This is a genomic window from Thioalkalivibrio paradoxus ARh 1, assembly GCF_000227685.2.
GTDB classification, from domain to species: Bacteria; Pseudomonadota; Gammaproteobacteria; order Ectothiorhodospirales; family Ectothiorhodospiraceae; genus Thioalkalivibrio; species Thioalkalivibrio paradoxus.
This window is the reverse complement of the sequence record NZ_CP007029.1, coordinates 82,869-103,600: the sequence shown is the minus strand read 5'-3', so window position 1 is coordinate 103,600 and position 20,732 is coordinate 82,869. Positions and strand designations below refer to the sequence as shown.

The 20,732-nt window shown below is 68.0% G+C and carries 25 protein-coding genes and 1 pseudogene; 11 read left to right on the top strand and 15 right to left on the bottom strand.

Annotated elements, in window-relative coordinates:
• Positions 1-73: 73 nt before the first annotated feature.
• The 13 genes from pap to lptM form a co-directional block, all read right to left on the bottom strand.
• Entirely contained in the window at positions 74-1,549 is a 1,476-nt protein-coding gene (gene pap, locus THITH_RS00530) for a polyphosphate:AMP phosphotransferase (RefSeq protein WP_006746480.1), read from the bottom strand.
• Between the two features lie 155 nt (positions 1,550-1,704).
• Positions 1,705-3,414: a ubiquinone biosynthesis regulatory protein kinase UbiB gene (gene ubiB / locus THITH_RS00525; RefSeq protein ID WP_006746481.1), complete on the bottom strand. Its 1,710-nt coding sequence runs from the start codon at positions 3,412-3,414 to the stop codon at positions 1,705-1,707.
• Positions 3,411-4,055, bottom strand: a complete 645-nt coding sequence (locus THITH_RS00520; RefSeq protein WP_006746482.1) for a ubiquinone biosynthesis accessory factor UbiJ — start codon at positions 4,053-4,055, stop codon at positions 3,411-3,413. Before THITH_RS00520 ends, ubiB begins: the two co-directional genes overlap by 4 nt.
• Positions 4,056-4,060: 5 nt before the next feature.
• Positions 4,061-4,813, bottom strand: a complete 753-nt coding sequence (ubiE, locus tag THITH_RS00515; protein WP_006746483.1) for a bifunctional demethylmenaquinone methyltransferase/2-methoxy-6-polyprenyl-1,4-benzoquinol methylase UbiE — start codon at positions 4,811-4,813, stop codon at positions 4,061-4,063.
• 10 nt (positions 4,814-4,823) lie between these two features.
• Positions 4,824-5,189, bottom strand: a complete 366-nt coding sequence (locus tag THITH_RS00510; protein WP_006746484.1) for a gamma-butyrobetaine hydroxylase-like domain-containing protein — start codon at positions 5,187-5,189, stop codon at positions 4,824-4,826.
• Positions 5,190-5,334: 145 nt separating this feature from the next.
• The gene (gene hslU, locus THITH_RS00505; RefSeq protein WP_006746485.1) at positions 5,335-6,663 is read right to left on the bottom strand and encodes an ATP-dependent protease ATPase subunit HslU; all 1,329 of its coding nucleotides are present in this window, start codon (positions 6,661-6,663) and stop codon (positions 5,335-5,337) included.
• A gap of 15 nt (positions 6,664-6,678) precedes the next feature.
• Positions 6,679-7,233 (bottom strand): ATP-dependent protease subunit HslV, encoded by a 555-nt coding sequence (gene hslV, locus THITH_RS00500; RefSeq protein WP_006746486.1) that lies wholly within the window; start codon positions 7,231-7,233, stop codon positions 6,679-6,681.
• A gap of 94 nt (positions 7,234-7,327) precedes the next feature.
• Positions 7,328-8,293, bottom strand: coding sequence for a tyrosine recombinase XerC (gene xerC / locus THITH_RS00495; protein WP_006746487.1), 966 nt, complete (start codon positions 8,291-8,293; stop codon positions 7,328-7,330).
• 100 nt (positions 8,294-8,393) lie between these two features.
• Complete coding sequence (locus tag THITH_RS00490; protein WP_006746488.1) at positions 8,394-9,095, bottom strand: DUF484 family protein; 702 nt, start codon at positions 9,093-9,095, stop codon at positions 8,394-8,396.
• A complete protein-coding gene (gene dapF / locus THITH_RS00485) occupies positions 9,092-9,928 on the bottom strand; it encodes a diaminopimelate epimerase (RefSeq protein ID WP_006746489.1) in 837 nt (278 codons plus the stop codon). Before dapF ends, THITH_RS00490 begins: the two co-directional genes overlap by 4 nt.
• A gap of 45 nt (positions 9,929-9,973) precedes the next feature.
• Positions 9,974-10,636 (bottom strand): class I SAM-dependent methyltransferase, encoded by a 663-nt coding sequence (locus THITH_RS00480; protein ID WP_041483476.1) that lies wholly within the window; start codon positions 10,634-10,636, stop codon positions 9,974-9,976.
• A complete protein-coding gene (gene lysA / locus THITH_RS00475) occupies positions 10,633-11,886 on the bottom strand; it encodes a diaminopimelate decarboxylase (protein ID WP_006746491.1) in 1,254 nt (417 codons plus the stop codon). Before lysA ends, THITH_RS00480 begins: the two co-directional genes overlap by 4 nt.
• Positions 11,886-12,014: an LPS translocon maturation chaperone LptM gene (lptM, locus tag THITH_RS17255; protein ID WP_006746492.1), complete on the bottom strand. Its 129-nt coding sequence runs from the start codon at positions 12,012-12,014 to the stop codon at positions 11,886-11,888. The genes lysA and lptM overlap by 1 nt, the downstream gene beginning before the upstream one ends.
• Positions 12,015-12,411: 397 nt before the next feature.
• Here lptM and soxY point away from each other — a divergent pair, with 397 nt between their 5' ends.
• The 11 genes from soxY to tatC all read left to right on the top strand — a co-directional run bounded on the left by soxY (position 12,412) and on the right by tatC (position 19,268).
• The gene (gene soxY / locus THITH_RS00470; protein ID WP_006746493.1) at positions 12,412-12,882 is read left to right on the top strand and encodes a thiosulfate oxidation carrier protein SoxY; all 471 of its coding nucleotides are present in this window, start codon (positions 12,412-12,414) and stop codon (positions 12,880-12,882) included.
• A gap of 47 nt (positions 12,883-12,929) precedes the next feature.
• Complete coding sequence (soxZ, locus tag THITH_RS00465; RefSeq protein WP_006746494.1) at positions 12,930-13,235, top strand: thiosulfate oxidation carrier complex protein SoxZ; 306 nt, start codon at positions 12,930-12,932, stop codon at positions 13,233-13,235.
• Positions 13,236-13,373: 138 nt separating this feature from the next.
• On the top strand, positions 13,374-13,796 hold the full coding sequence (locus THITH_RS00460) for a hypothetical protein (protein ID WP_006746495.1): 423 nt from the start codon (positions 13,374-13,376) through the stop codon (positions 13,794-13,796).
• A gap of 160 nt (positions 13,797-13,956) precedes the next feature.
• A complete protein-coding gene (gene hisB / locus THITH_RS00455) occupies positions 13,957-14,550 on the top strand; it encodes an imidazoleglycerol-phosphate dehydratase HisB (protein WP_006746496.1) in 594 nt (197 codons plus the stop codon).
• A 28-nt stretch (positions 14,551-14,578) separates the two neighbouring features.
• Positions 14,579-15,226 carry an imidazole glycerol phosphate synthase subunit HisH gene (gene hisH, locus THITH_RS00450; protein ID WP_006746497.1) on the top strand — a complete coding sequence of 216 codons (648 nt, stop codon included), beginning with the start codon at positions 14,579-14,581 and terminating at the stop codon, positions 15,224-15,226.
• A gap of 37 nt (positions 15,227-15,263) precedes the next feature.
• Positions 15,264-15,998: a 1-(5-phosphoribosyl)-5-[(5-phosphoribosylamino)methylideneamino]imidazole-4-carboxamide isomerase gene (hisA, locus tag THITH_RS00445; protein WP_006746498.1), complete on the top strand. Its 735-nt coding sequence runs from the start codon at positions 15,264-15,266 to the stop codon at positions 15,996-15,998.
• A gap of 2 nt (positions 15,999-16,000) precedes the next feature.
• A complete protein-coding gene (gene hisF / locus THITH_RS00440; RefSeq protein WP_006746499.1) occupies positions 16,001-16,789 on the top strand; it encodes an imidazole glycerol phosphate synthase subunit HisF in 789 nt (262 codons plus the stop codon).
• Positions 16,786-17,124 (top strand): phosphoribosyl-ATP diphosphatase, encoded by a 339-nt coding sequence (locus THITH_RS00435; RefSeq protein WP_006746500.1) that lies wholly within the window; start codon positions 16,786-16,788, stop codon positions 17,122-17,124. Before hisF ends, THITH_RS00435 begins: the two co-directional genes overlap by 4 nt.
• Before the next feature lie 67 nt (positions 17,125-17,191).
• On the top strand, positions 17,192-17,497 hold the full coding sequence (gene tatA / locus THITH_RS00430) for a twin-arginine translocase TatA/TatE family subunit (protein ID WP_006746501.1): 306 nt from the start codon (positions 17,192-17,194) through the stop codon (positions 17,495-17,497).
• A 38-nt stretch (positions 17,498-17,535) separates the two neighbouring features.
• Entirely contained in the window at positions 17,536-18,060 is a 525-nt protein-coding gene (tatB, locus tag THITH_RS00425) for a Sec-independent protein translocase protein TatB (RefSeq protein WP_006746502.1), read from the top strand.
• Positions 18,057-19,268 (top strand): twin-arginine translocase subunit TatC, encoded by a 1,212-nt coding sequence (tatC, locus tag THITH_RS00420; protein ID WP_006746503.1) that lies wholly within the window; start codon positions 18,057-18,059, stop codon positions 19,266-19,268. Before tatB ends, tatC begins: the two co-directional genes overlap by 4 nt.
• Before the next feature lie 177 nt (positions 19,269-19,445).
• Here the strand turns inward: tatC and THITH_RS00415 are convergent, their stop codons facing one another.
• Both THITH_RS00415 and THITH_RS19615 read right to left on the bottom strand, forming a co-directional pair.
• Positions 19,446-20,183 (bottom strand): BPSS1780 family membrane protein, encoded by a 738-nt coding sequence (locus tag THITH_RS00415; protein ID WP_006746504.1) that lies wholly within the window; start codon positions 20,181-20,183, stop codon positions 19,446-19,448.
• A 312-nt stretch (positions 20,184-20,495) separates the two neighbouring features.
• Positions 20,496-20,703: pseudogene (locus tag THITH_RS19615) on the bottom strand (hypothetical protein); the annotation flags it as partial.
• Positions 20,704-20,732 lie beyond the last annotated feature (29 nt).

Below are 20,732 nucleotides of genomic sequence, written 5' to 3'. Positions count from 1 at the left end.
CCGAAGGCCGTCATCCGCCATGTCGGCGAAGGCGACGCCCAAGCGCTCGCCTTCGCCCTCGCGTCCTTCCGGCCTACAACGCCTGCTCGAGGCGCTCGCAGAGGATTTGCAGCGCGCGGACCCGGGCCCAGCGCTTGTCGTTGCCCTCGATCAGGTTCCAGGGCGCGAATCCGGTGCTGGTGCGTTCGACCATGTCGTTGACCGCGTGCGCGTAGTCGTCCCATTTCTCGCGGTTGCGGTAGTCCTCCTCGGTGATCTTGTGCTGCTTGAAGCTGGTCTGCTCGCGGGCCTTGAAGCGCAGCAGCTGCTCGTCCTTGTCGATGTGCACCCAGAACTTCACCAGCACGATCCCGTGATCGGTCAGCTCCTCCTCGAATTCGTTGATCTCCCGGTACGCGCGGATCCATTCGTCGTCGGCCGCATAGCCTTCGACCCGTTCCACCAGCACGCGCCCGTACCAGGAGCGATCGTAGATCGTGAAGCGCCCGGCCCGGGGGATATGGCGCCAGAATCGCCAGAGATAATGATGCGCCCGCTCCTCGTCGGTCGGCGCGGCGACGGGGATCACGCGGTAGCTGCGGGCATCGATGGCCCGGGTGACCCGGCGGATGATGCCGCCCTTCCCGGCCGCGTCCCAGCCCTCGAGCACCACGATAGTGCTGACCTTGCGTTCGCGGGCCTTGCGGGACAGCACGTTCAGTCGCCCCTGATAATCGGCCAGCTGCTTGCGGTACGCCTTCTTGTCGAGGCTCAGGCCAAGGTCGAGAAAATCCAGGATCGTCTTGTCGCCCTCGCGCGGTCGCTTCCAGGCCGTGGTGGTACCGCGCAGCGTCTTCGGGTCGAGCTCCATCCGCCTGCGCACCACTTCGAGAATGTGATTGCCGGTGGTCACATTGCGGTGGCGCTCGTCGAAACCCTCGATGATCATCCAGGGCGCTTCGCCGGTGCTGGTCAGGCGCAGGGCCTGCTCGGCCACCGCCCGAAACCGGTCGTAGGACTTCAGCGCGGCCAGATCCCGCTCGCTGACGCGCCATCGGGTCTTCGGGTTCTTGCGCAGCGTGCGGATGCGCTTGACCTGCATCTCCTTGCCCAGGTGGAACCAGAGCTTGATCAGCAGTGCGCCGTCGTCGACCAGCATCTTTTCGAAGGTGTTGATGCGCTTGAGCATCACGTCGAGCCCGTCATCGTCGACGCGATCGGCGACCCGCTCGGCGATCGGATGGCTGTACCAGGAACCGAACAGCACGCCGATCCGGCCTTTCGCCGGCAATGCCCGCCAGAAGCGCCAGAACGCCGGGCGTTCGCGGTCCTCGTCGGACGGTTCGTCGAATGCGGCGGTCTCGATCCAGCGGGGATCCATCCAGCGGTGCAGCAGGTTGACGGTCTCGCTCTTGCCGGCCCCGTCGGCACCCGAGATGAGCAGGATCACCGGGAAATCGCATTCGCGCAGATCCTGCTGGAGGTTCAGAAGCCCGGTCCGCAGGCTCGGAACGATCTCCTTGTACACGTTCCTGTCGAGCGTGCGCCCGAGTTCCGCGGCTTCGAACACGATGCTTTCCCCTTGCTCTGATCGGCTGACAGCCGGTAACGCTTGTCAGCCTACACCCCTCGCGGCACAGTCTGCGACCCGTAGGGCGACCGGTAGAGGCTCCGGCGAGCGAGGCGCGACGGCCGCCAGGCCCGCCGGTGCGGGCAGCGCCGCGCTCAGTCGGGGCGGTTCCGGTCCATGCCGCGCATGCGGCGGATCAGCCCATCGCCGCGGCGGAGGCTGAAGAACAAGAGCGCAAGCCCGGCAAGGCCGAGCGCCCAGGATGGCCACGGAAGCCCCTGCCAGTAGGCGAAGCCGTCCATCCGGCTCGCGACCCCCGCGCCAAGCAGCAGGCCGATGCCGGCGAAGGCCTCGGCCCGGCGCCGCGCGTCGCGCTGCAGCGTCGCCTTCAGCGCGCGCAGCTCGGCGCGCAACTCGGCGTCGCGCTCGGCGCGGTCGCGCTCGGAGTCCAGCACCGCCTGCAGCCGCATCGGCAGTTCCGGCAGCTGCACCAGCACCTTGGGCAGGTTGCGCTCGGCACTGCGCAGGAACGCGCGCACACCGACCTGTTCCGACATCCAGCGCTCGATGAACGGCTTGGCCGTGGTCCAGAGGTCGAGCTGCGGGTACAGCTGCCGGCCCAGCCCCTCGATATTCAGCAGCGTCTTCTGCAACAGCACCAGCTGCGGCTGCACTTCCATGTCGAAGCGCCTCGCCGTCTGGAACAAGCGCAGCAGCAGGTGTCCGAACGAGATCTGGTCCAGCGGCTTCTGGAAGATCGGCTCGCAGACCGAGCGGATCGCGCCTTCGAACTCGTCCACCCGGGTGTGGCGCGGCACCCATCCGGACTGCACGTACAGCTCCGCCACCCGCCGGTAATCCCGGTTGAAGAAGGCATAGAAGTTCTCGGCGAGGTAGTGCTGATCCGAGTCCAGCAGGCTCCCGACGATGCCGAAATCGACCGCGAGGTAGCTCGGGTCGTCCGGGTCGGTCGCATCGACGAAGATGTTTCCGGGGTGCATGTCGGCATGGAAGAAGTTGTGCCGGAAGACCTGCGTGAAGAAAAGTTCGACACCGCGTTCGGCGAGCAGGCGCAGATTCACACCCAGCGCGCGCAGCACATCGACCTCCGCCACCGGAATGCCGCTGATGCGCTCCATCACCATCACGTTGCGCCGGGTGTAATCCCAGATCACCTCCGGGATGTACACCAGCCCGCTGCCCTCGAAGTGGCGCCGGATCGTGACCGCGTTCGCGCCCTCGCGGATCAGATCCAGCTCGTCGAGCACGGTCTTCTCGTATTCGGCGACGACCTCGCGCGGGCGCAGGCGCCGGCCGTCGGCCCAGTACCGGTCGGCCAGGAACGCGATCAGGTGCAGGATCTCCAGGTCGGCGCGGATGGTCCGGTCGATCCGCGGGCGCACAACCTTGACCACCACCGAGCGCCCGTCGCGCAGCCGCGCCGCGTGCACCTGCGCGATCGACGCGGACGCGAGCGGCGCGTCGCTGAACTCGTCGAACACCGCAGCAATCGGCTGCTCCAGTGCCTTCTCGATCTCGGCCCGCGCCTGTTCGCTCGGAAACGCCGGTACCCGATCCTGCAATCGCGCCAGTTCCAGCGCCAGGTCGTCCGGCAACAGATCGCGCCGGGTCGAGAGCATCTGCCCGAACTTCACGAAGATCGGGCCGAGGTCCTCCAATGCGCAGCGGATACGCTCGCCGCGGGTGCCCTTGACCTGCCGGAACCAGTTCCAGGGCAGCAGATACAGCAGGAAGCTCAGCGGCCGCAGCGGCTTCAGCGTGAACAGGATCGCGTCGAGCCGGTAGCGCACCAGCACCCGGCCGATGACCCACAGGCGCAGGCCCTGATGAAAGCTGCGGATCATTCCGGTCCGGAGGAACCGGGATCGCGTTGCCGCGGAACGCGTGGCCCCTCCAGTCGCTCAATGCGCGCCTCGAGCCGGGCGACATCGTCGCGCAGATCGGCGACGTCGGCGCTGAAGGCGTCGAACTCGCCTGCGGGCGGCAACCAGTGGATCTCTTCCTGCAGGTATTCGGACAGATCGCTTTCGCCACGCCGGAAAAAGCGCTCGACCTGTGCTCGCGCCGTCTCGCCGGCCCTGAGCAGCGGCGCGGCACTGCCCGCGCCCGCCAGCATTTCGAACCAGCCGGCCCAATCGACCGACACGCCCGCGAGGGCACGCTGCAGATCCCCGAGCACGGTCGCGTCGCCGCGGATCGCGATCCCCGAGCGGTCCCCGCGCGACAGCGCCGCCGCCAGCGCCAGCGGGGAGCCGGTCACGGAGCAGTCGGGCTCTTCGCCTTCCAGCTCGCCGAGCACCTGGATCCGGTCCGCCGCGCCCAGAAAGACCAGACCGAGCCCGGGCGGGTCGATCGCTACCGCAATGCTGCGCCCGGACAGGCATTGCCGGGCCGACGGCGGCCCGGCAGCGAGCCAGCGGCCCAGCGCCGTTTCCAGCAGCGCCGTTAACGCGGTGGGCAGGGCCAGGGGGGGCGAGGCGGTCATGCCGATCAGAGCCGCGTACCCCGGTGCAGCGCGACCACGCCGCCGGTCAGGTTCTCGTATTCGACGCGCTCCAGCCCCACGTCGCGCATCATCCGGGCCAGCGTCTCCTGATCGGGGTGCATGCGAATGCTCTCGGCGAGGTAGCGGTAACTGTCGGAGTCACCGGCGATCAGCCGGCCCATCATCGGCAGCACCTTGAACGAGTAGGCGTCGTAGAAAGGCCGCAGCGGCGCGACCGGCTGCGAGAACTCGAGCACCAGCAGGCGCCCGCCGGGCTTCAGCACCCGGCGCATCTCGGCCAGCGCGATTTCCTTTCGGGTCACGTTGCGCAGGCCGAAGGCGATGGTGACCCGGTCGAAGGACTCGTCGGGATACGGCAGGCGTTCGGCGTCCGCCTGAACGAAGTCGAGGTTGCCGACCTGCCCCTCGTCGAGCAGCCGATCGCGCCCGACCACAAGCATCGACGCATTGATGTCGCACACCACCACCCGGCCGCGCGCACCGACCCGCGGTGCGAATGCGGCCGCGAGGTCGCCGGTGCCGCCGGCAAGGTCGAGCACGCGCATGCCCGGACGGACCGCGGCCCGCTGCACCGTGTGCCGTTTCCAGAGGCGATGGATGCCCATGGACATCACATCGTTCATCAGATCGTAGCGGGTCGCGACCGAGTGGAAGACTTCCCCCACCCGAGCGGCTTTCTCCTCTTCCGCGACGGTCTGGAACCCGAAGTGGGTCTTGCGGCGCTGTGGGTCGCTCATCGCCGGGGCATCAATGCGTCTTGCGCTGGTGGCCGGCCGCGGTGAGCTTGTCCAGGTACTCCTGCCATAGCTTGTCCTGCTCCAGGCCGAGGTTGTACAGGTAATCCCAGTCGAAGATACCCGTGTCGTGGCCATCGGAGAAGACCAGCTTCACCGCGTAGTGGCCCACCGGTTCGACCTCGGTAATGTTCACGTCTTCCTTGCCCAGCTGCAGCGTTTCCTGCCCCGGGCCATGCCCGCGCACCTCGGCAGAGGGCGAATACACGCGCAGGAACTCGCAGGGCAGGCGGAAGGTGGTGCCATCCGCGTAGCCGAGCTCGAGGATTCGGGACTTCTGGTGCAACTGGATATCCGTGGGGCGATGTTTGCTGCTCATGGTCTGCTCCTCAGCATGGCCGATTCCGGTTCGAAACGATTGATGCGCCTGGCGCGGGCCGGGATCGGCGTACCCGCCGTCCCGCCCCAGGCGTCGCGGCGGGCACGGGGTTCGTGCCGTCCGCTGTGATCCTGCAGCCGCCGCGTCAGAGAATGTACCGGGACAGGTCCTCATCCTGTAGCAACCCTCCGAGGCGCTGCTCGACCATTGCCGCATCGACGATCACCGGCCCGGACACATCCGGAGCCTCGAACGCGACTTGCTGCAGCAGGCGCTCGAGCACCGTGTGCAGCCGGCGCGCGCCGATGTTCTCGGTACTCGCGTTCACGTCGTGCGCGATCTCGGCGATCCGGCGCACGCCATCCGGGCGGAATTCGAGCGTGACCCCCTCGGTGCCGAGCAGCGCGGTGTACTGCTCGGTCAGCGACGCGGTCGGCTCGGTCAGGATGCGCACGAAGTCGTCGACCGAAAGGGCGTCGAGTTCGACCCGGATCGGCAGGCGACCCTGCAGCTCGGGGATCAGATCCGACGGCTTGGACAGGTGAAACGCGCCCGAGGCGATGAACAGGATGTGGTCGGTACGCACCATGCCGAGCTTGGTGTTGACCGTGGTGCCCTCGACCAGCGGCAGCAGGTCGCGCTGCACCCCCTCGCGCGAGACATCGGTACCGCCGTGCTCGCCGCGTTTCGCGACCTTGTCGATCTCGTCGAGAAACACGATGCCGCTCTGCTCGACCCGTTCCACCGCCTTCAGCTTCAATTCGTCCTCGTTCACCAGCCGCGCCGCCTCCTCGTCGGTGAGCAGGCGCATCGCGTCGCGCACCTTCAGCCGCCGGCTGCGGGTGCGGTTGCCACCCAGGTTCTGGAACATCGACTGCAGCTGGCTGGCCATTTCCTCCATCCCGGGCGGCGTCATGATTTCCAGACCCGGCTGCACCGCACGCACCTCGATCTCGATCTCGCGGTCGTCGAGGCCGCCTTCGCGCAGGCGCTTGCGCAGCTTCTGGCGCGTATCGCTGTCGGCGGGTTCGGGCTCGGCGGTATAGCCGGTCGCCCGCGGGCGCGGCAGCAACGCGTCGAGGATGCGTTCTTCGGCTGCATCCTCGGCCTTGCCACGGTGCCGGACCATCTCCTCCTCGCGCAGCTGCTTCACCGAGGCATCGGCCAGGTCGCGGATGATCGACTCGACATCGCGGCCGACATAACCGACCTCGGTGAACTTGGTCGCCTCGACTTTCAGGAACGGCGCCTTGGCCAGCCGCGCCAGCCGGCGCGCGATCTCGGTCTTGCCGACACCGGTCGGGCCGATCATCAGGATGTTCTTGGGTGTGACTTCCTGGCGCAGCGCGTCCGGCAGCTGCTGCCGGCGCCAGCGATTGCGCAGCGCCACCGCCACGGAACGCTTGGCCTCGCTCTGGCCAATGATGTAACGGTCCAGTTCCTGGACGATCTCGCGCGGGGTCATGTCGGTCATCGGGGAATCCTTGCGTCAGGCGCGGCGCGTTTCCGGCCCGAGGTGTTCGAGCGTGATCTGGTGGTTGGTGTAGATGCAGATGTCGGCGGCAATGCCGAGACTCCGTTCGACGATGTCGCGCGCCGGCAGTTCGGTATTCTCGAGCAATGCCCGCGCCGCGGCCTGGGCATAGGGCCCGCCGGAACCGATCGCGATCAGGCTGTGCTCGGGCTCGATCACGTCGCCGTTGCCCGAGATCACGAACGAATGTTCGCGATCCGCCACTGCCAGCAACGCCTCCAGCCGGCGCAGCGCGCGGTCGCTCCGCCAGTCCTTCGCGAGCTCGACCGCGGCGCGGGTCATGTTGCCCGAGTGCTTCTCGAGCATGCCCTCGAAGCGTTCGAACAGCGTGAACGCATCGGCGGTTCCGCCGGCGAAACCGGCAAGAATGCGGTCATGATAGACGCGCCGGACCTTGCGCGCGTTGCCCTTCATCACCGTATTGCCCAGCGAAACCTGGCCGTCGCCGCCGAGGGTCACCTCGCCGTTGCGCCGGACGCTGACGATGGTGGTGCCGCGAAATTGCTCCAAGGATGACCTCCTGTTCGCGCGCCCGGCGCGCGGCTGCATGGTTCGGGATCCCGGCGAGACGCGCGGCAGGATACTCTGCGCGCGCGCCTTGCTCCTAGGCGGGTTCTTCGCCTGCCGAAGTCGCGCCCTTGCCGCCCGCCGGAGCGCGCGATGGCCGCCGCGCCCGCGGGTGTGCGCTGTCGTATACCTGCGCCAGGTGCTGAAAATCCAGATGGGTGTAGATTTGCGTGGTTGCAAGATCGGCATGCCCCAGCAGTTCCTGCACCGCGCGCAGATCGCCGGACGACTCGAGCAGGTGACTGGCGAACGCATGGCGTAGCCGGTGCGGATGCAGCCGCTCGGGCAGACCCGCCCGCAGCCCGGCCTGCGCGAGCCGATGCTGCACCGCGCGATTGCCCAGCCGCCGGCCACGCTGTGACACGAACAGCGCCGGCTGATCCGGCCCGGCCCAATCCGCCCGCACTGCCAGCCACTCGCGCAACACCGCGCGGGCCGCCCGCCCCACCGGCACCGTGCGCTCGCGTCGGCCCTTGCCCAGCACACGGACGAGGCCGGTGTCGAGGTCGAGCCCGCCGAGATCGAGTCCGGTCAGCTCCGACAGGCGCAGACCGGAAGAGTAGAAGAGCTCCAGCATCGCCCGGTCACGCAGTTCCAGCGCATCCTCGCCCTGCGGGCGCATCGCCTGCTCGGCCTGGTCGACGTCCAGCACCCTGGGCAGGGGGCGGCCCCGCCGGGGGCCGCGGATCGCCGCCGCGGGGTTGTGATCCATCCATCCCGCGCGCACCGCCCAGCGCCCGAAACTCCGTGCCGCCGACAGGAACCGCTGGATGGTCCGCGGGTTCTGCCCGTCGCGGGCCAGCGCGGCGGCAGCCCGACGCAGGTCCGCCGGCTGCAGTTCCTTCCAGGCGCCGGCGACCAGCCGCCGCAGGCGCCCGAGATCGCGCGCGTAGGCCGAAAGGGTATGCTCCGAGAGGCCGCGCTCGCTGCGCAGATGATCGAGAAACGCCACGACCGCCGGATCGTCCGGCAGCGCGCGATCGGACTCAGCCTCGGCACGCATCGGGATTCGGGACCGGGCCCGGCGGAAGCGAAGCTGGCCCTGCAGTCAGGGCTGCGCGGTACAGCGCCAGGCGGCGCGGGCGCCGCTCGACCGGCATGGCCTATTCCCCCGCGCAGCGGCGGCCGGCATGACAGCGGATCGCCTCTGCCAGCAGTTCGCCGAGATGCGTGACGAAATACGTGCCCATGTCCGGCTGAAAACGCTCGGCCGACCGGCTGCCCAGCGCCAGCACGCCGGTGCGCCCGCCGCCCTCGGCCACCAGCGGCATCAAGATCGCCGATCCGACCGCGCTCGCCTCGTCGCCGAACATCACCGCGAGCATCGCTCGCGGCAGCCGCCCGCACTGCGCCCGCCCGCGCACGAACAGCTCATCGAAATGCGCCAGATCCGCCTCGCGCAGGCGGTGCAGATCGTCGTGTTCGGGGCCAATCAGCCGAATGCTGACGAGTTCCGCCTTCATCTCGTCGCGCAGCGCGTCCTGGGTCAAAGCCAACACCGCATCGGGGCCCTCGGCGTGCATCAGCGTGCAGGCCAACCGGTGCAGATGCTCGCCGACGCGCTCGTTGTCGCGTGCACGCTCGACCAGGTCGCCCATGTGCTGCTCGAGCTGGCGATGCCGATCGCGGAGCAGCGTTACCTGACGCTCGATCAGCGAGACCGAACCGCTGACGGGATGCGGCAGGCGCAGCAAGGCCAGCAACGCCAGGTGGCGCTCGAAGAAGTCGGGGTGCGCGCGAAGATAGGCCTCCACCGCCTGTTCGCTGGGGAATTCGGGTTCGGCTTTCGGGGAACTCGCTGTCATCGCTCGATTCGACCGTGGAAAACTGTGGTGGCCGGCCCGGTCATCCATACCGGCTGGTCCGACTCGCCGCTCCAGCTTAGCACAAGGCTTCCACCCGGCAGGTCGACCCGAATCCGGTCATCGACCAGGCCACGCCGCCGGGCCACGGCCATCGCGGCGCAGGCGCCGGTACCGCAGGCCAGGGTTTCGCCCGCACCGCGTTCCCATACGCGCAGGTCGATGTGGTCGCGCGAGCGCACGGCCGCGAAGCCGACGTTGACCCGGTCGGGAAAGCGCGGATGGCGCTCGATCGCCGGGCCCAGCCGCCCGACCTGCGCGGTCGCCACCGCGTCGACCAGCAATACCGCGTGAGGGTTGCCCATCGACACCGCGCCGATGCGCAGGGATTCGCCAGCGACCTCGAGCGGGTACTCGTCGGCCTCGATGGGCGCCAGAAACGGAAGCTGGTCGGGATGGAAGCGGGGGCGGCCCATGTTCACCGTGACCTGGCCGTCGGGTTCGACCTGGAGTTCGATCGGACCCGCCAGCGTCTCGACCGGGATCGTATCGGCCTGCGTCAGACCCTGCTCCCGGACGAACACCGCGAAGCAGCGGGCGCCGTTCCCGCACTGCTCGACCTCGCCGCCGTCGGCATTGAAGATCCGGTAGCGGAACAGCGCCCGCGACGGATCCACCGGCCGCTCGACCAGCAGCACCTGGTCGCAGCCGATTCCGAAATGGCGGTCGGCCAGGAAACGGATCGCCTCCGGGTCCAGGTCCACTTGCTGGCGCACGCCGTCGATCACGACGAAGTCGTTGCCCAGGCCGTGCATCTTGGTGAACGCGAGTTTCATCGTCGCCTTGTCCGTGTCAATCCGGTGCCTCGCAGCTTCGCCGAATCACAGGCGGCCCCAGGCCACCAGATGGCGATCGCTGACCTGCTCGACTTGAAATGCCTCGAGGCCGGCGTCGCCGAGTTGCGCGCGCACTTCCCCGGGCGTGAACGCGGCGTACAGCGAGTTTTCGAAGTCGCGCCGCAGCACTTCCGGCGCAGTCGCCGCATGGCGGGCCACCAGCTCCGATACCCGCTGTGCGGATTCGGGCCGGCAAAGATCCATTACGAACACCCGTGCCCCGGGCGCGCCATCGCGCAGGATCACATCCCAGAGCACCCGTGGATCGTGCAGGTGGTGCAGCAGACTGTTGGATACGATCGTCTCGTACGGAGCGCCTGGAGCCTGTGCGTCCGGCAACCGCCCCATGCGCAGCTGCACGCGCGAACCGGCGGGATGCGCCCGGCACCAGGCCGCGCCCGCGGCCAGCATCGCCTGCGCGCCGTCGATCCCGTGGACCACGCAGGCCGGATACCGCGCGGCCAGCCGCAGGCTCACGTCACCCGGGCCGCAGCCCAGGTCCAGTACCGCTCCGCCGGCCATGTCGGGAAAACGTTCCGCGAACAGATCGACGAAGTGCTCGTGCGGCTCGGCAAAATCGGCCTCGGCGTAGGCCCGGGCCTGTTCCGGGTCGAGCATCAGCTCCGGTTCCGGCCGGCGTTCCATCAGTCCGCCCCCGGCAGCATGCTTTCGCGCATCATCAGGTGATCCACCTGCTCGCGACGGTTCACGATGTAATAGCGGTCGCCGTCGACCATCACCTCCGGGGGGCGCGGCCGGCTGTTGTAGTTGCTCGCCATCACATATCCATAGGCACCGGCGGAACGCACCGCGAGCAGATCGCCCGGGGCGAGCACCAGCTCGCGCTCGCGGCCGAGGAAATCGCCGGTCTCGCAAACCGGCCCGACCACATCGTAGCGCCGCTGCGTCCCGTCGCGGGGGGACACCGGAACGATCTCCTGCCAGGCGCCGTACAGCGCGGGGCGGATCAGGTCGTTCATCGCGCCATCGACGACCGCGAAGTCCTTGTGCGCCGTGTGTTTCAGGAACTCGACCCGGGTCAGAAACACGCCCGCGTTCGCGGCAATCGCCCGCCCCGGCTCGAGCAGTACCGGCCAGTTCCGGCCGGCGAGCAGTTCGCGCAGTGCGGTGGCGTAGTCGGCGGGCTCGGGCGGCGTCTCGTCGCGGTAGCGCACGCCGAGGCCGCCGCCGACGTCGATGTGCGCCAGCCTGATCCCGTCTCGCTCCAGATCGTCGGCGAGCGCCAGTACCCGCTGGAGCGCATCGGTGAACGGGGTCAGCCGCGTCAGCTGCGAGCCGATGTGGAATCCGACGCCGCGGATGTCCAGATGCGGAAGGCGCGCGGCCTCGAGGTACAACGCGTGCGCGGCCGCGATGTCCACCCCGAACTTGTTTTCGCGCAGGCCGGTCGCGATGTACGGGTGCGTCTCCGCATCCACGTCCGGATTCACCCGGATCGCGATCGGCGCGCGCAGGCCCATGTCCCCCGCCACCGCATCGAGCAGTTCGAGCTCCGGCCCGGATTCGACGTTGAAGCAATGGATACCGACCTGCAGCGCGCGGCGCATCTCGGCGGCGGTCTTGCCGACCCCGGAGAAGACCACCCTGCCGGGCTCGCCGCCGGCGCGCAGCACCCGCTCGAGTTCGCCCCCCGACACGATGTCGAAGCCGGCACCGAGGCGCGCGAGCACGTTCAGTACGGCCAGGCTGGAATTCGCCTTGACCGCGAAGCAGACCTGGTGCGGGATGCCCTCGAGCGCATCGGCGAAGGCGTGGTAGTGGCGGGTCAGCGTCGCGCGCGAGTACACATAGGCCGGCGTACCGACCGCCTCGGCGATCTCGGTCAGCGGCACCGACTCGCAGTGCAGCACGCCGTTGCGCAGATCGAAGTGATCCATCAGCGCTGCTCCTCGGGCAGATCCTCAGGGAAATACAGATCCCCCTTCTGCCCGCAGCTGGCCAATATCTGCAGGGTTCCCAGGAGGACGACGACCAGGATCAGGACAAGGTGGGCTTTGCAGGGCATCGGCTACGGCGTTGTCTCGGGGCGAAGGCATCAGTCTAACGCCGATGGCGCGCTCGGCCACCCCCAGCCACGCTGCAACGCACGCATGAATGAGACCGGAAGCCGCCCGCAACGTTGATCGGCTGCATCCTGCGCGCCGATGGGCGCGGTCGGCCGTGCACGCCGGTGGATCCCGAACGGGTGGTCTATACTCCTTCGTCCGTTCCCGCCCGATGGGTGGACGGGAAGGGCCCGCGGCCCGTTCCCCCCGGGGAAGCTTCTGCAGCCGAGCAACGGCCCTGTGGAAAATTCGTGAAACCCTGTGGGAATAGATTAGTCTTACCTACGTCCGTATTGCAGGCGTACCAACCCACGCCCCGGACGATCCGGAACGACCCAAAGATGAGAGGAGATCTCCATGACCAGTAACAAGCGTCGTGTCTTCCTGAAAGGCACCCTGGCTGCCGGCACCGTCGGCGTCGCCGTCGGAGCCGGCCTCCTGGCCCCCAGCCAGCTGCTGGCCGCCTGGCCCGCGGATGCCTTCCAAGCCGAAGGCATCGACAACTCGCTGCAGGCAACGCTGGGCACGACCGACCTGACCCCCGGCGACATCGAAATCACCGCCCCCGAGATCGCCGAGAACGGCGCCGTGGTCCCGGTGACGATGGAAACCAGCATGTCCGACGTGACCGAAATGGCGCTGTTCGCGGTCGAGAACGGCAACCCGCTGACTTCCAAGTACCTCCTGTCTGCCGGCACCGTGCCCATGGTGGCCACCCGCATCAAGCTCGGCCAGTCTTCCGACGTGATCGCGGCCGTGAAGTCGGGCGGCACCTGGTACAGTGCGGCTCGCGAAGTGAAAGTCACCATCGGTGGCTGCGGCGGCTAACGGCCGGCATTGACGAACCGACTTTCCCAATTCTGGAGGTATAGCTAATGTCCACCATTCGTGTTCGCGCCCAGGAGTCCGGCGGCATCGTGACCGTTCGCGCTCTGATGAGCCATCCCATGGAAACCGGTGCCCGCAAGGATAGCGCCGGGAACCTGGTCCCCGCCCACTACATCGAGACCGTCGAGGCCGAGGTGGGTGGCAACACCGTGATGACCGCGCTCTGGGGCGCCGGCATCTCGCGCAACCCGTTCTTCCAGTTCCAGTTCTCGGGCAGCAAGGGCGACACCCTGAAGCTGTCCTGGAAGGACAACAAGGGCGAAAGCGACAGCACCGAAGCCGAGATCGGCTGATTTCGGTTCAGGGCGCAAGCCGAAAAGCCGGGGCATGTCCCCGGCTTTTTTGTGCCCGACCCACAGTCGATGTAGCCTCTTGCGAACAGGCGGACGCACCGCGATCCGCTTGTCAGTCGGCCCGCGACGGGAGGTGACATGGCACATACGCCCGGGATTCCGGATCGACTCGCCTTGGTCTGCCCGCAGCCCGAACGACTCGATCCGGCTGCGCCGCAAGCCGGATCCGGCCTGCGGCGAGCCTCCGCGTTCCAGCCGGTTGAGCCGCTATGGCAGCGACTCCCGCGGCGCGACGCAAACGGCCGCCGCCTGGCCGACTTCATGATGCTGATTCCCGGCCTGAAGCGCCGGCACGAACACGAAATCCGCGCGCGCCTGGCGGCGATCCAGTGCGTACTGGAACGCTATGCCGAGGTCGTCGCCTTTGTGGAGCTGAACCTGCGGATCAACACGCTGTGGGTCTCGGTGCAGGCCCGCCCCGGGCTCTGCCTGGAGATCCCGATCGCGATTCAGGCGGCGGTGCCGGAGGCGCTGCTGATCGGCCAGCGTACCGACCGCTAGCAGCCCAGGTCCGACCGGCTGCCAGAACCCGTTGCGCGCACAACCATCGGATCCCGAGGCAACCCCACGACGCCGCAATCCCCACGCCGCGACGGGTGTGCGTTCCGTGCCGAAGCGCCGGCGGCTTGCTAAACTGGGGATTTGCGATAGCATCGGCATCATGAAAGCGCGTACAGCCGTCGTCCAGCGCGACACCCTCGAGACCCGGATCCGGGTGGAACTGAACCTGGATGGCAGCGGCAAGGGCCACTTCGCCACCGGACTACCGTTCCTGGACCACATGCTGGACCAGGTCGCCCGCCACGGCGTGGTCGATCTCGACATCCAGGCCGACGGCGACCTGCACATCGACGCCCACCACACCGTGGAAGACATCGGCATCACGCTGGGACAGGCGCTGGCGCAGGCATTGAACGACAAGAAGGGCATCCGCCGCTACGGCCACGCCTATGTCCCGCTGGACGAGGCGCTCGCCCGGGTGGTGATCGACTTCTCCGGGCGCCCGGGGCTCGAGATGCACGCCGAGTTCCGCCGCTCTCACATCGGTCAGTTCGACGTCGACCTGTTCCAGGAATTCTTCCAGGGTCTCGTCAATCACGCCCGGATGACACTGCATATCGACAGCATCCGGGGACACAACGCGCACCATGTCGCCGAGACGATATTCAAGGCCTTTGGCCGGGCGCTGCGCATGGCGGCCGAACCGGACCCGCGCATGATCGACGTCACCCCATCCACCAAGGGCGCGCTGTAAGGCGGGTTGCGCAAGAGGGCGTTCTCCGATGCAAAGCGTCGCCGTGATCGACTACGGCATGGGCAACCTGCACTCCGTGACACGGGCGCTGCGCCACGAGGCGCCGCCCGGGACGCACGTACTGCTGACCGACGACCTCTCGGTGATCGGCGAGGCCGACCGGCTGGTGTTTCCGGGCCAGGGCGCGGCGGCCGATGCGATGCTGGCGCTGCGTCGGCTCGGGATCGACCGCATGCTGCCCGAACTCGCCGCGACCCGGCCGTTCCTCGGGATGTGCCTGGGCCAGCAGATCCTGCTCGACTGGAGCGCCGAGAACGGCGGCGTCGACCTGCTGGGGCTGATCCCGGGCCGGGTCGAGCGCTTCCCGGAGCGTGCGATCGACCACGAGGGTCGGCGCCTGAAAATCCCGCATATGGGCTGGAACGTGGTGCGCCGGGTGCGCGAACATCCGCTCTGGCAGGGCCTGCCCCGCGAGGCGTGGTTCTATTTCGTGCACAGCTACCGGGTGCTGCCGGCGCAGGGCGACCAGATCGTCGGCGAAACCGACTATGGCGACACCTTCGCCTCCGCGATCGCCGACGGCCCGATGTTCGCGATGCAGTGCCACCCGGAAAAGAGCGCCGCCGACGGGCTGCGCCTGCTGAACAACTTTCTGCGCTGGGACGGGGGCTGGTGATGCGGGCCCCGCGCGTTTCCCTCTACCGGAGCCGATGATGCTGGTCATCCCTGCAATTGATCTCAAGGAAGGAAAGTGTGTGCGGCTGCGCCAGGGGCGCATGGACGAGTCGACGGTGTTCGGCGACGATCCGGTGGCGATGGCTTCGCGCTGGATCGACGCCGGGGCCGAACGGCTGCACATCGTCGACCTCGACGGCGCCTTTGCCGGCGCTCCGAAGAACGCGGACGTGATCCACCGGATCGCCGACGCCCACCCGGAACTGCGCATCCAGGTCGGTGGCGGCATCCGCGACGCGGACACGGTGCAGGCCTATCTCGAGGCCGGGGTGGAGTACGTGATCGTCGGCACCAAGGCGGTCAGCGCACCGCACTTCGTGAACGACCTCTGCCTGGAGTTTCCTGGGCGCATCATCGTCGGGCTCGACGCACGCGACGGCAAACTCGCGGTCGACGGCTGGTCCAAGCTCTCGCACCACGACGTGATCGACCTCGCCCAGCACTTCGAGGCCGACGGCGTGATGGCCATCATCTACACCGATATCAGCCGCGACGGCATGATGCAGGGGGTCAACGTCGACGCCACCGCGCGGCTTGCGCGCGCGGTGCGGATCCCGGTGATCGCCTCCGGCGGCGTCAGTTCGCTGGACGACATCCGCCGGGTGAAGGAACACGAGGACGACGGCATCGACGGCGTGATCGTCGGCCGCGCGCTGTACGAGGACGCGTTCACGCTGCAGGAGGCGATCGCGCTCGCCGGGGGCGGAGACTGAGCATGCTCGCGCGGCGCATCATCCCCTGCCTCGACGTCGACGCCGGACGCGTGGTCAAGGGCGTGAACTTCGTCGGGATTCGCGACGCCGGCGACCCGGTCGAGGTCGCGCGCCGCTACGACGCGCAGGGCGCCGACGAAATCACGTTTCTCGACATCACCGCAAGCAGCGATGAGCGCGAGACCATCGTCCACGTGGTCGAACAGGTGGCCGAACAGGTGTTCATTCCGCTCACCGTCGGCGGCGGCATCCGCGAGGTCGCCGATATCCGCCGACTGCTCAATGCCGGCGCCGACAAGGTCTCGATCAACACTGCCGCGGTGCACCGTCCAGAGCTCGTCGCCGAGGCCGCGGACCGCGTCGGCAGCCAGTGCATCGTGGTCGCGATCGACGCCAAGCGCGTCGACGACGACGCCGAGTACCCGCACTGGGAGGTTTTCACGCATGGCGGGCGCCGCGGCACCGGGATCGACGCAGTCGCCTGGGCGCAGAAAATGGCGACGCTCGGCGCCGGGGAGATCCTGCTGACCAGCATGGACCGGGACGGCACCCGCGCCGGGTTCGACCTCGACCTCACGCGCTCGGTCAGCGACGCGGTCAACATCCCGGTGATCGCTTCCGGCGGCGTCGGTGAACTCGCGCATCTGGTCGCGGGCGTGGTGGAAGGCCACGCCGATGCGGTACTCGCCGCGAGCATCTTTCACTTCGGGCAGCACACCGTGGGCGAGGCCAAGGCAGCGATGGCCGCTGCGGGCGTCCCGGTGCGCCCGGTGCCGGAGGCGCGGGCATGAGTGCCGACGTGCTGTCGCGGCTGGCGGAGGTGATCGAATCCCGCCGCGAGGCCGACCCGGAGCAGTCGTACGTGGCCTCGCTGCACCACCGAGGGCTCGACGTGATGCTCAAGAAGCTCGGCGAAGAAGCCACCGAGACCGTGATCGCCGCGAAGAACCCGGACCCGGATGCCCTGGTTTCCGAGATGGCTGATCTCTGGTTTCATGCGCTCGTGGTATTGTCTGCCCGTGGCCTGCACCCCGATGCGGTGCTGGCCGAGCTCGATCGCCGGTTCGGCCTGTCCGGCATCGCCGAAAAGGCCGCCCGAACCACCAACGGCCGGCGGTCGGGCTGACCGGCCCGCCTTGATTACCGGGCCACGGGCCTTCAGGCTATCGTATCCATCGTTTCGGAGGCATCCCATGGGGATCGGCGGTATCAGCATCTGGCAGCTTCTCATCATCCTGCTCATCGTGGTGCTTCTGTTCGGCACCAAGAAGCTGCGCAACATGGGCGGTGACATCGGCTCCGCCATCAAGAACTTCCGCAAGTCGGTCAAGGAAAGCGGCGACGACGATTCGGACACCGACAAGGACAAGGACGCCGCCGAGCGCCGCGAGGGTGCAGAGGTACCCAAGGTGGAAGAACAGCAGAAGGGACGCGTGATCGACGCCGAGGCCACCAAGGCGTCGGAGTCCGGCAGCCGCAACGGCGACCGCCCGTCCTGAACCCGCGCGGGCCGCCGTTCCGGCCCAGGGGATAGATTATGTTCGACATCGGCTTCTGGGAAATCCTGATCATCACGCTGGTCGCGCTGCTCGTCGTCGGGCCGGAGCGCCTGCCCGGGCTTGCGCGCGAGATCGGCCGCTTCGTCGGCAAGACCCGCCGCTTCGTGAACAGCGTGCGCTCGGATATCGAGCAGGAACTCCAGACCGACGAACTGCGCAAGATGCTCAAGGGCCAGGAGCAGGAGATCCAGGAACTCAAGAGCATGATGCAGGAGACCGAAACGAGCCTGCGCGAGGATCTGAAGGAAACCGAACAGACGCTGCGCGAAAACCTCGACGACACCGGGGACGACCGGAAGAAACTGGACCCGGAGGCACGCCCCGGCGCCGAAAAGCCGAAGGCCGCCGAGAGCGGCGGCGAGGCCAAGCCGCCTCCGCGCATCCGGCGCGTGCCGGTGCAGAACCGTCTCGACAGCGACCTGCTGACCGACGCCCCGAAACCCCAGCCCGCTGAAACCGGCGCTCCCGGCGCCCCTGACGACAAGAAAGCGAACAAGGCATGAGCAAGGACAAGTCCGCGGGCGAGCCTTCGGCAGAGGCGACCGAGACCCTGCTCAGCCACCTGATCGAGCTGCGCGACCGGATCCTGCGCATGTTCCTGGCGATCCTGGTCGTGTTCCTGCTGCTGTTCCCGTTCGCGAATCAGATCTACACCTGGCTCGCGACGCCGCTGATGGTGCACCTGCCCGAAGGCACCAGCATGATCGCGATCGAGGTCGCGGCACCGTTCCTGATCCCGTTCAAGCTGGTTCTGCTGCTGGCGGTGGTGCTCACCATCCCCTACACGCTATACCAGCTCTGGGCCTTCATCGCGCCCGGGCTGTACAAGCACGAGAAGCGGCTGGCCGCACCGCTGGTCGCGTCGTCGACGCTGCTGTTCTACCTCGGGATGGCATTCGCCTATTTCGTGGTGTTCCCGCTGATCTTCGCGTTCTTCACCGCGACGGCTCCCGAAGGCGTCGCGGTGATGACCGATATCTCGCGCTACCTCGACTTCGTGATCATGCTCTTCCTCGCGTTCGGCATCGCCTTCGAGGTGCCGATCGCGACCATCCTGCTGGTGTCGATGGGCGCGACCACGCCCGACAAGCTGGCCCGCAAGCGGCCCTACGTAATCGTCGGCACCTTCGTGGTCGGCATGGTCCTCACGCCGCCAGACATCATCTCGCAGACCCTGCTGGCCCTGCCGATGTGGCTGCTGTTCGAGATCGGCCTGATCCTGTCCCGAATCATGGAACGCCGAAAGGCCGATCGCCTGGCCACCGAAGGAACGGACGATGACGGACCGGACGACGACGGGCCGGGCGGCGGTGCCACGCGATCCGGCACCCCCGGGGGCAGCTCCGGCGGTGGCTCGGGCAGCCAGACCCCGCCCGCGCGGGACACCGCCCCGGCCGCAGGCTCCAGCGCTGCCGCGGCCGGAGCCGCGCCCCGCGGCGCATCCGCCTCCGCGCCCCCCGATTCCGCTGCGCGGGACCAGGCGCCGGCCTCGGCGGACGACGCCTACCGCCCGCTCACCGAAGCCGAAATGGACGCCGAATTGGACCGCATGGAAGCCGAGCAAGACGAACTGACGCGCGCCAAGAAGACCGGGCCCGCCCCGGCCGACCCCGGCGAAAGGGAAGGGGAAGGGGAGAACACAACCGGCCGCCCCGCGTCCTCCACGAACAGCGACGAGGCCGCGCCCCCGCCCAAGGCCCAGAACGGCTGACCTGCGAGCCGCATCCGGCAGCCGGGATCGTCGTCGCCCGCATCGCAACCGCCGGATCCGCGGCAATCGCATCGGCACGGGCAGCACGGCCTCCGCCACCGGCCGTCGCAGGATCGGACCCGGGCGGTCGCCGGGATGCGTTGCGAAACGCCCCCATCCCGGCCGATGCCGCGTGTCTCAGGACACTTCGCTCTCGATCACTTCGGTTTCCGGCTCCGGGAAGATCTCGCGGTAGGCGCCGTACACTGCGCCGAGCACGACCGGCCCGAGAATCAGAAAACCAAGGCCCAACGGGATCATCGCGATCATCGCCAGAACGAAATAGATCACCGAGAAGATGATCAGCGGGGCGAGATTGGTAATGGTCCCCTGGATGCTGGCGAGCACTGCCTCGCCGATCGGCACGCCGCGGAAGTACACCAGCGGGATCGAAAACGCCAGCGCGGCAAAAACCGCCAGGTAGAGCAGGAACAACACGATCAGTCCGAAGAAGCCGACCCCTGCCAGGGGCATCATGCCGGCGCCGAAGCCCGATGTGTCGTCCAGCATGACCGCTCCGCCGACGAACGCGGCCGCGACCACGGCCAGCACGACCGACGCCACCAGCGCCAGCAGGCCCAGCAACAGCAGCGGGTTACGCCGGTCCGCATCCTGCAGCGGCGCGAACAAGTGACCCACTCGCGCTTCCCGGCCCGCCTCGATCTCATCGGCCAGTTTCAGGAACCCCGCGATCAGCGCAGGCGTGATCACCGCCAGCACGAGACCGCCAATCAGCGGAATCAGGTTCAGCACGATGCTGAGCACGAAGAACACGATCAGCGCCAGAATCCACGGAACGACCCCGCCGGTGAAAATCTTCCAGCCCCGCCCAAAGAGCCCCCAGCCCCGGTTGAGGGCCATGCTATTGATGTCCATCCCGTTCTCCCCTGTTCGATGAAGGTTGCCCCTGCCCCGTGCCCTGCGGCCCGAGTGCGCCCCGACCTCAGACCCCCGGCGACGCCACACAGGGTATCGGCCCCCATTAACACGTTTCCCGGGGAACCTTGTCAATCCATCTCTGCGACAGCCGTGCCGACCCGACGCGGAGCAGATGCGCCGCGGCCGGAGCTCGTGGGTGCCCACCAGCCCCGCACACGAACGACCCGCAGGGCCGAACGGGCCGAACGTCATCGCGCGCCATCCAGCGCCCGGGGTTGCTTCACGGCACCACCAACGAATCCGGCGCAAACTTCCATGGCCTATGTGGCCACCCCCGATGATGAAAGAGGCGTAGCCGTAGGGCGGAAAAGGCCGAAGGCCGTCATCCGCCAGCTGGCGCCGGGGTTGCCGCAAGCGCCGGGGAGGCGCGAACGCCGAGCGGCGGATGACGCTGCGCTTTTCCGCCCTACAGGTCACCCCGGACGCGCGCCGCGGGTTCTTTCACGCTAACTGTCATGGCGCGGGCAGCCACCCCTGAGGATGAAA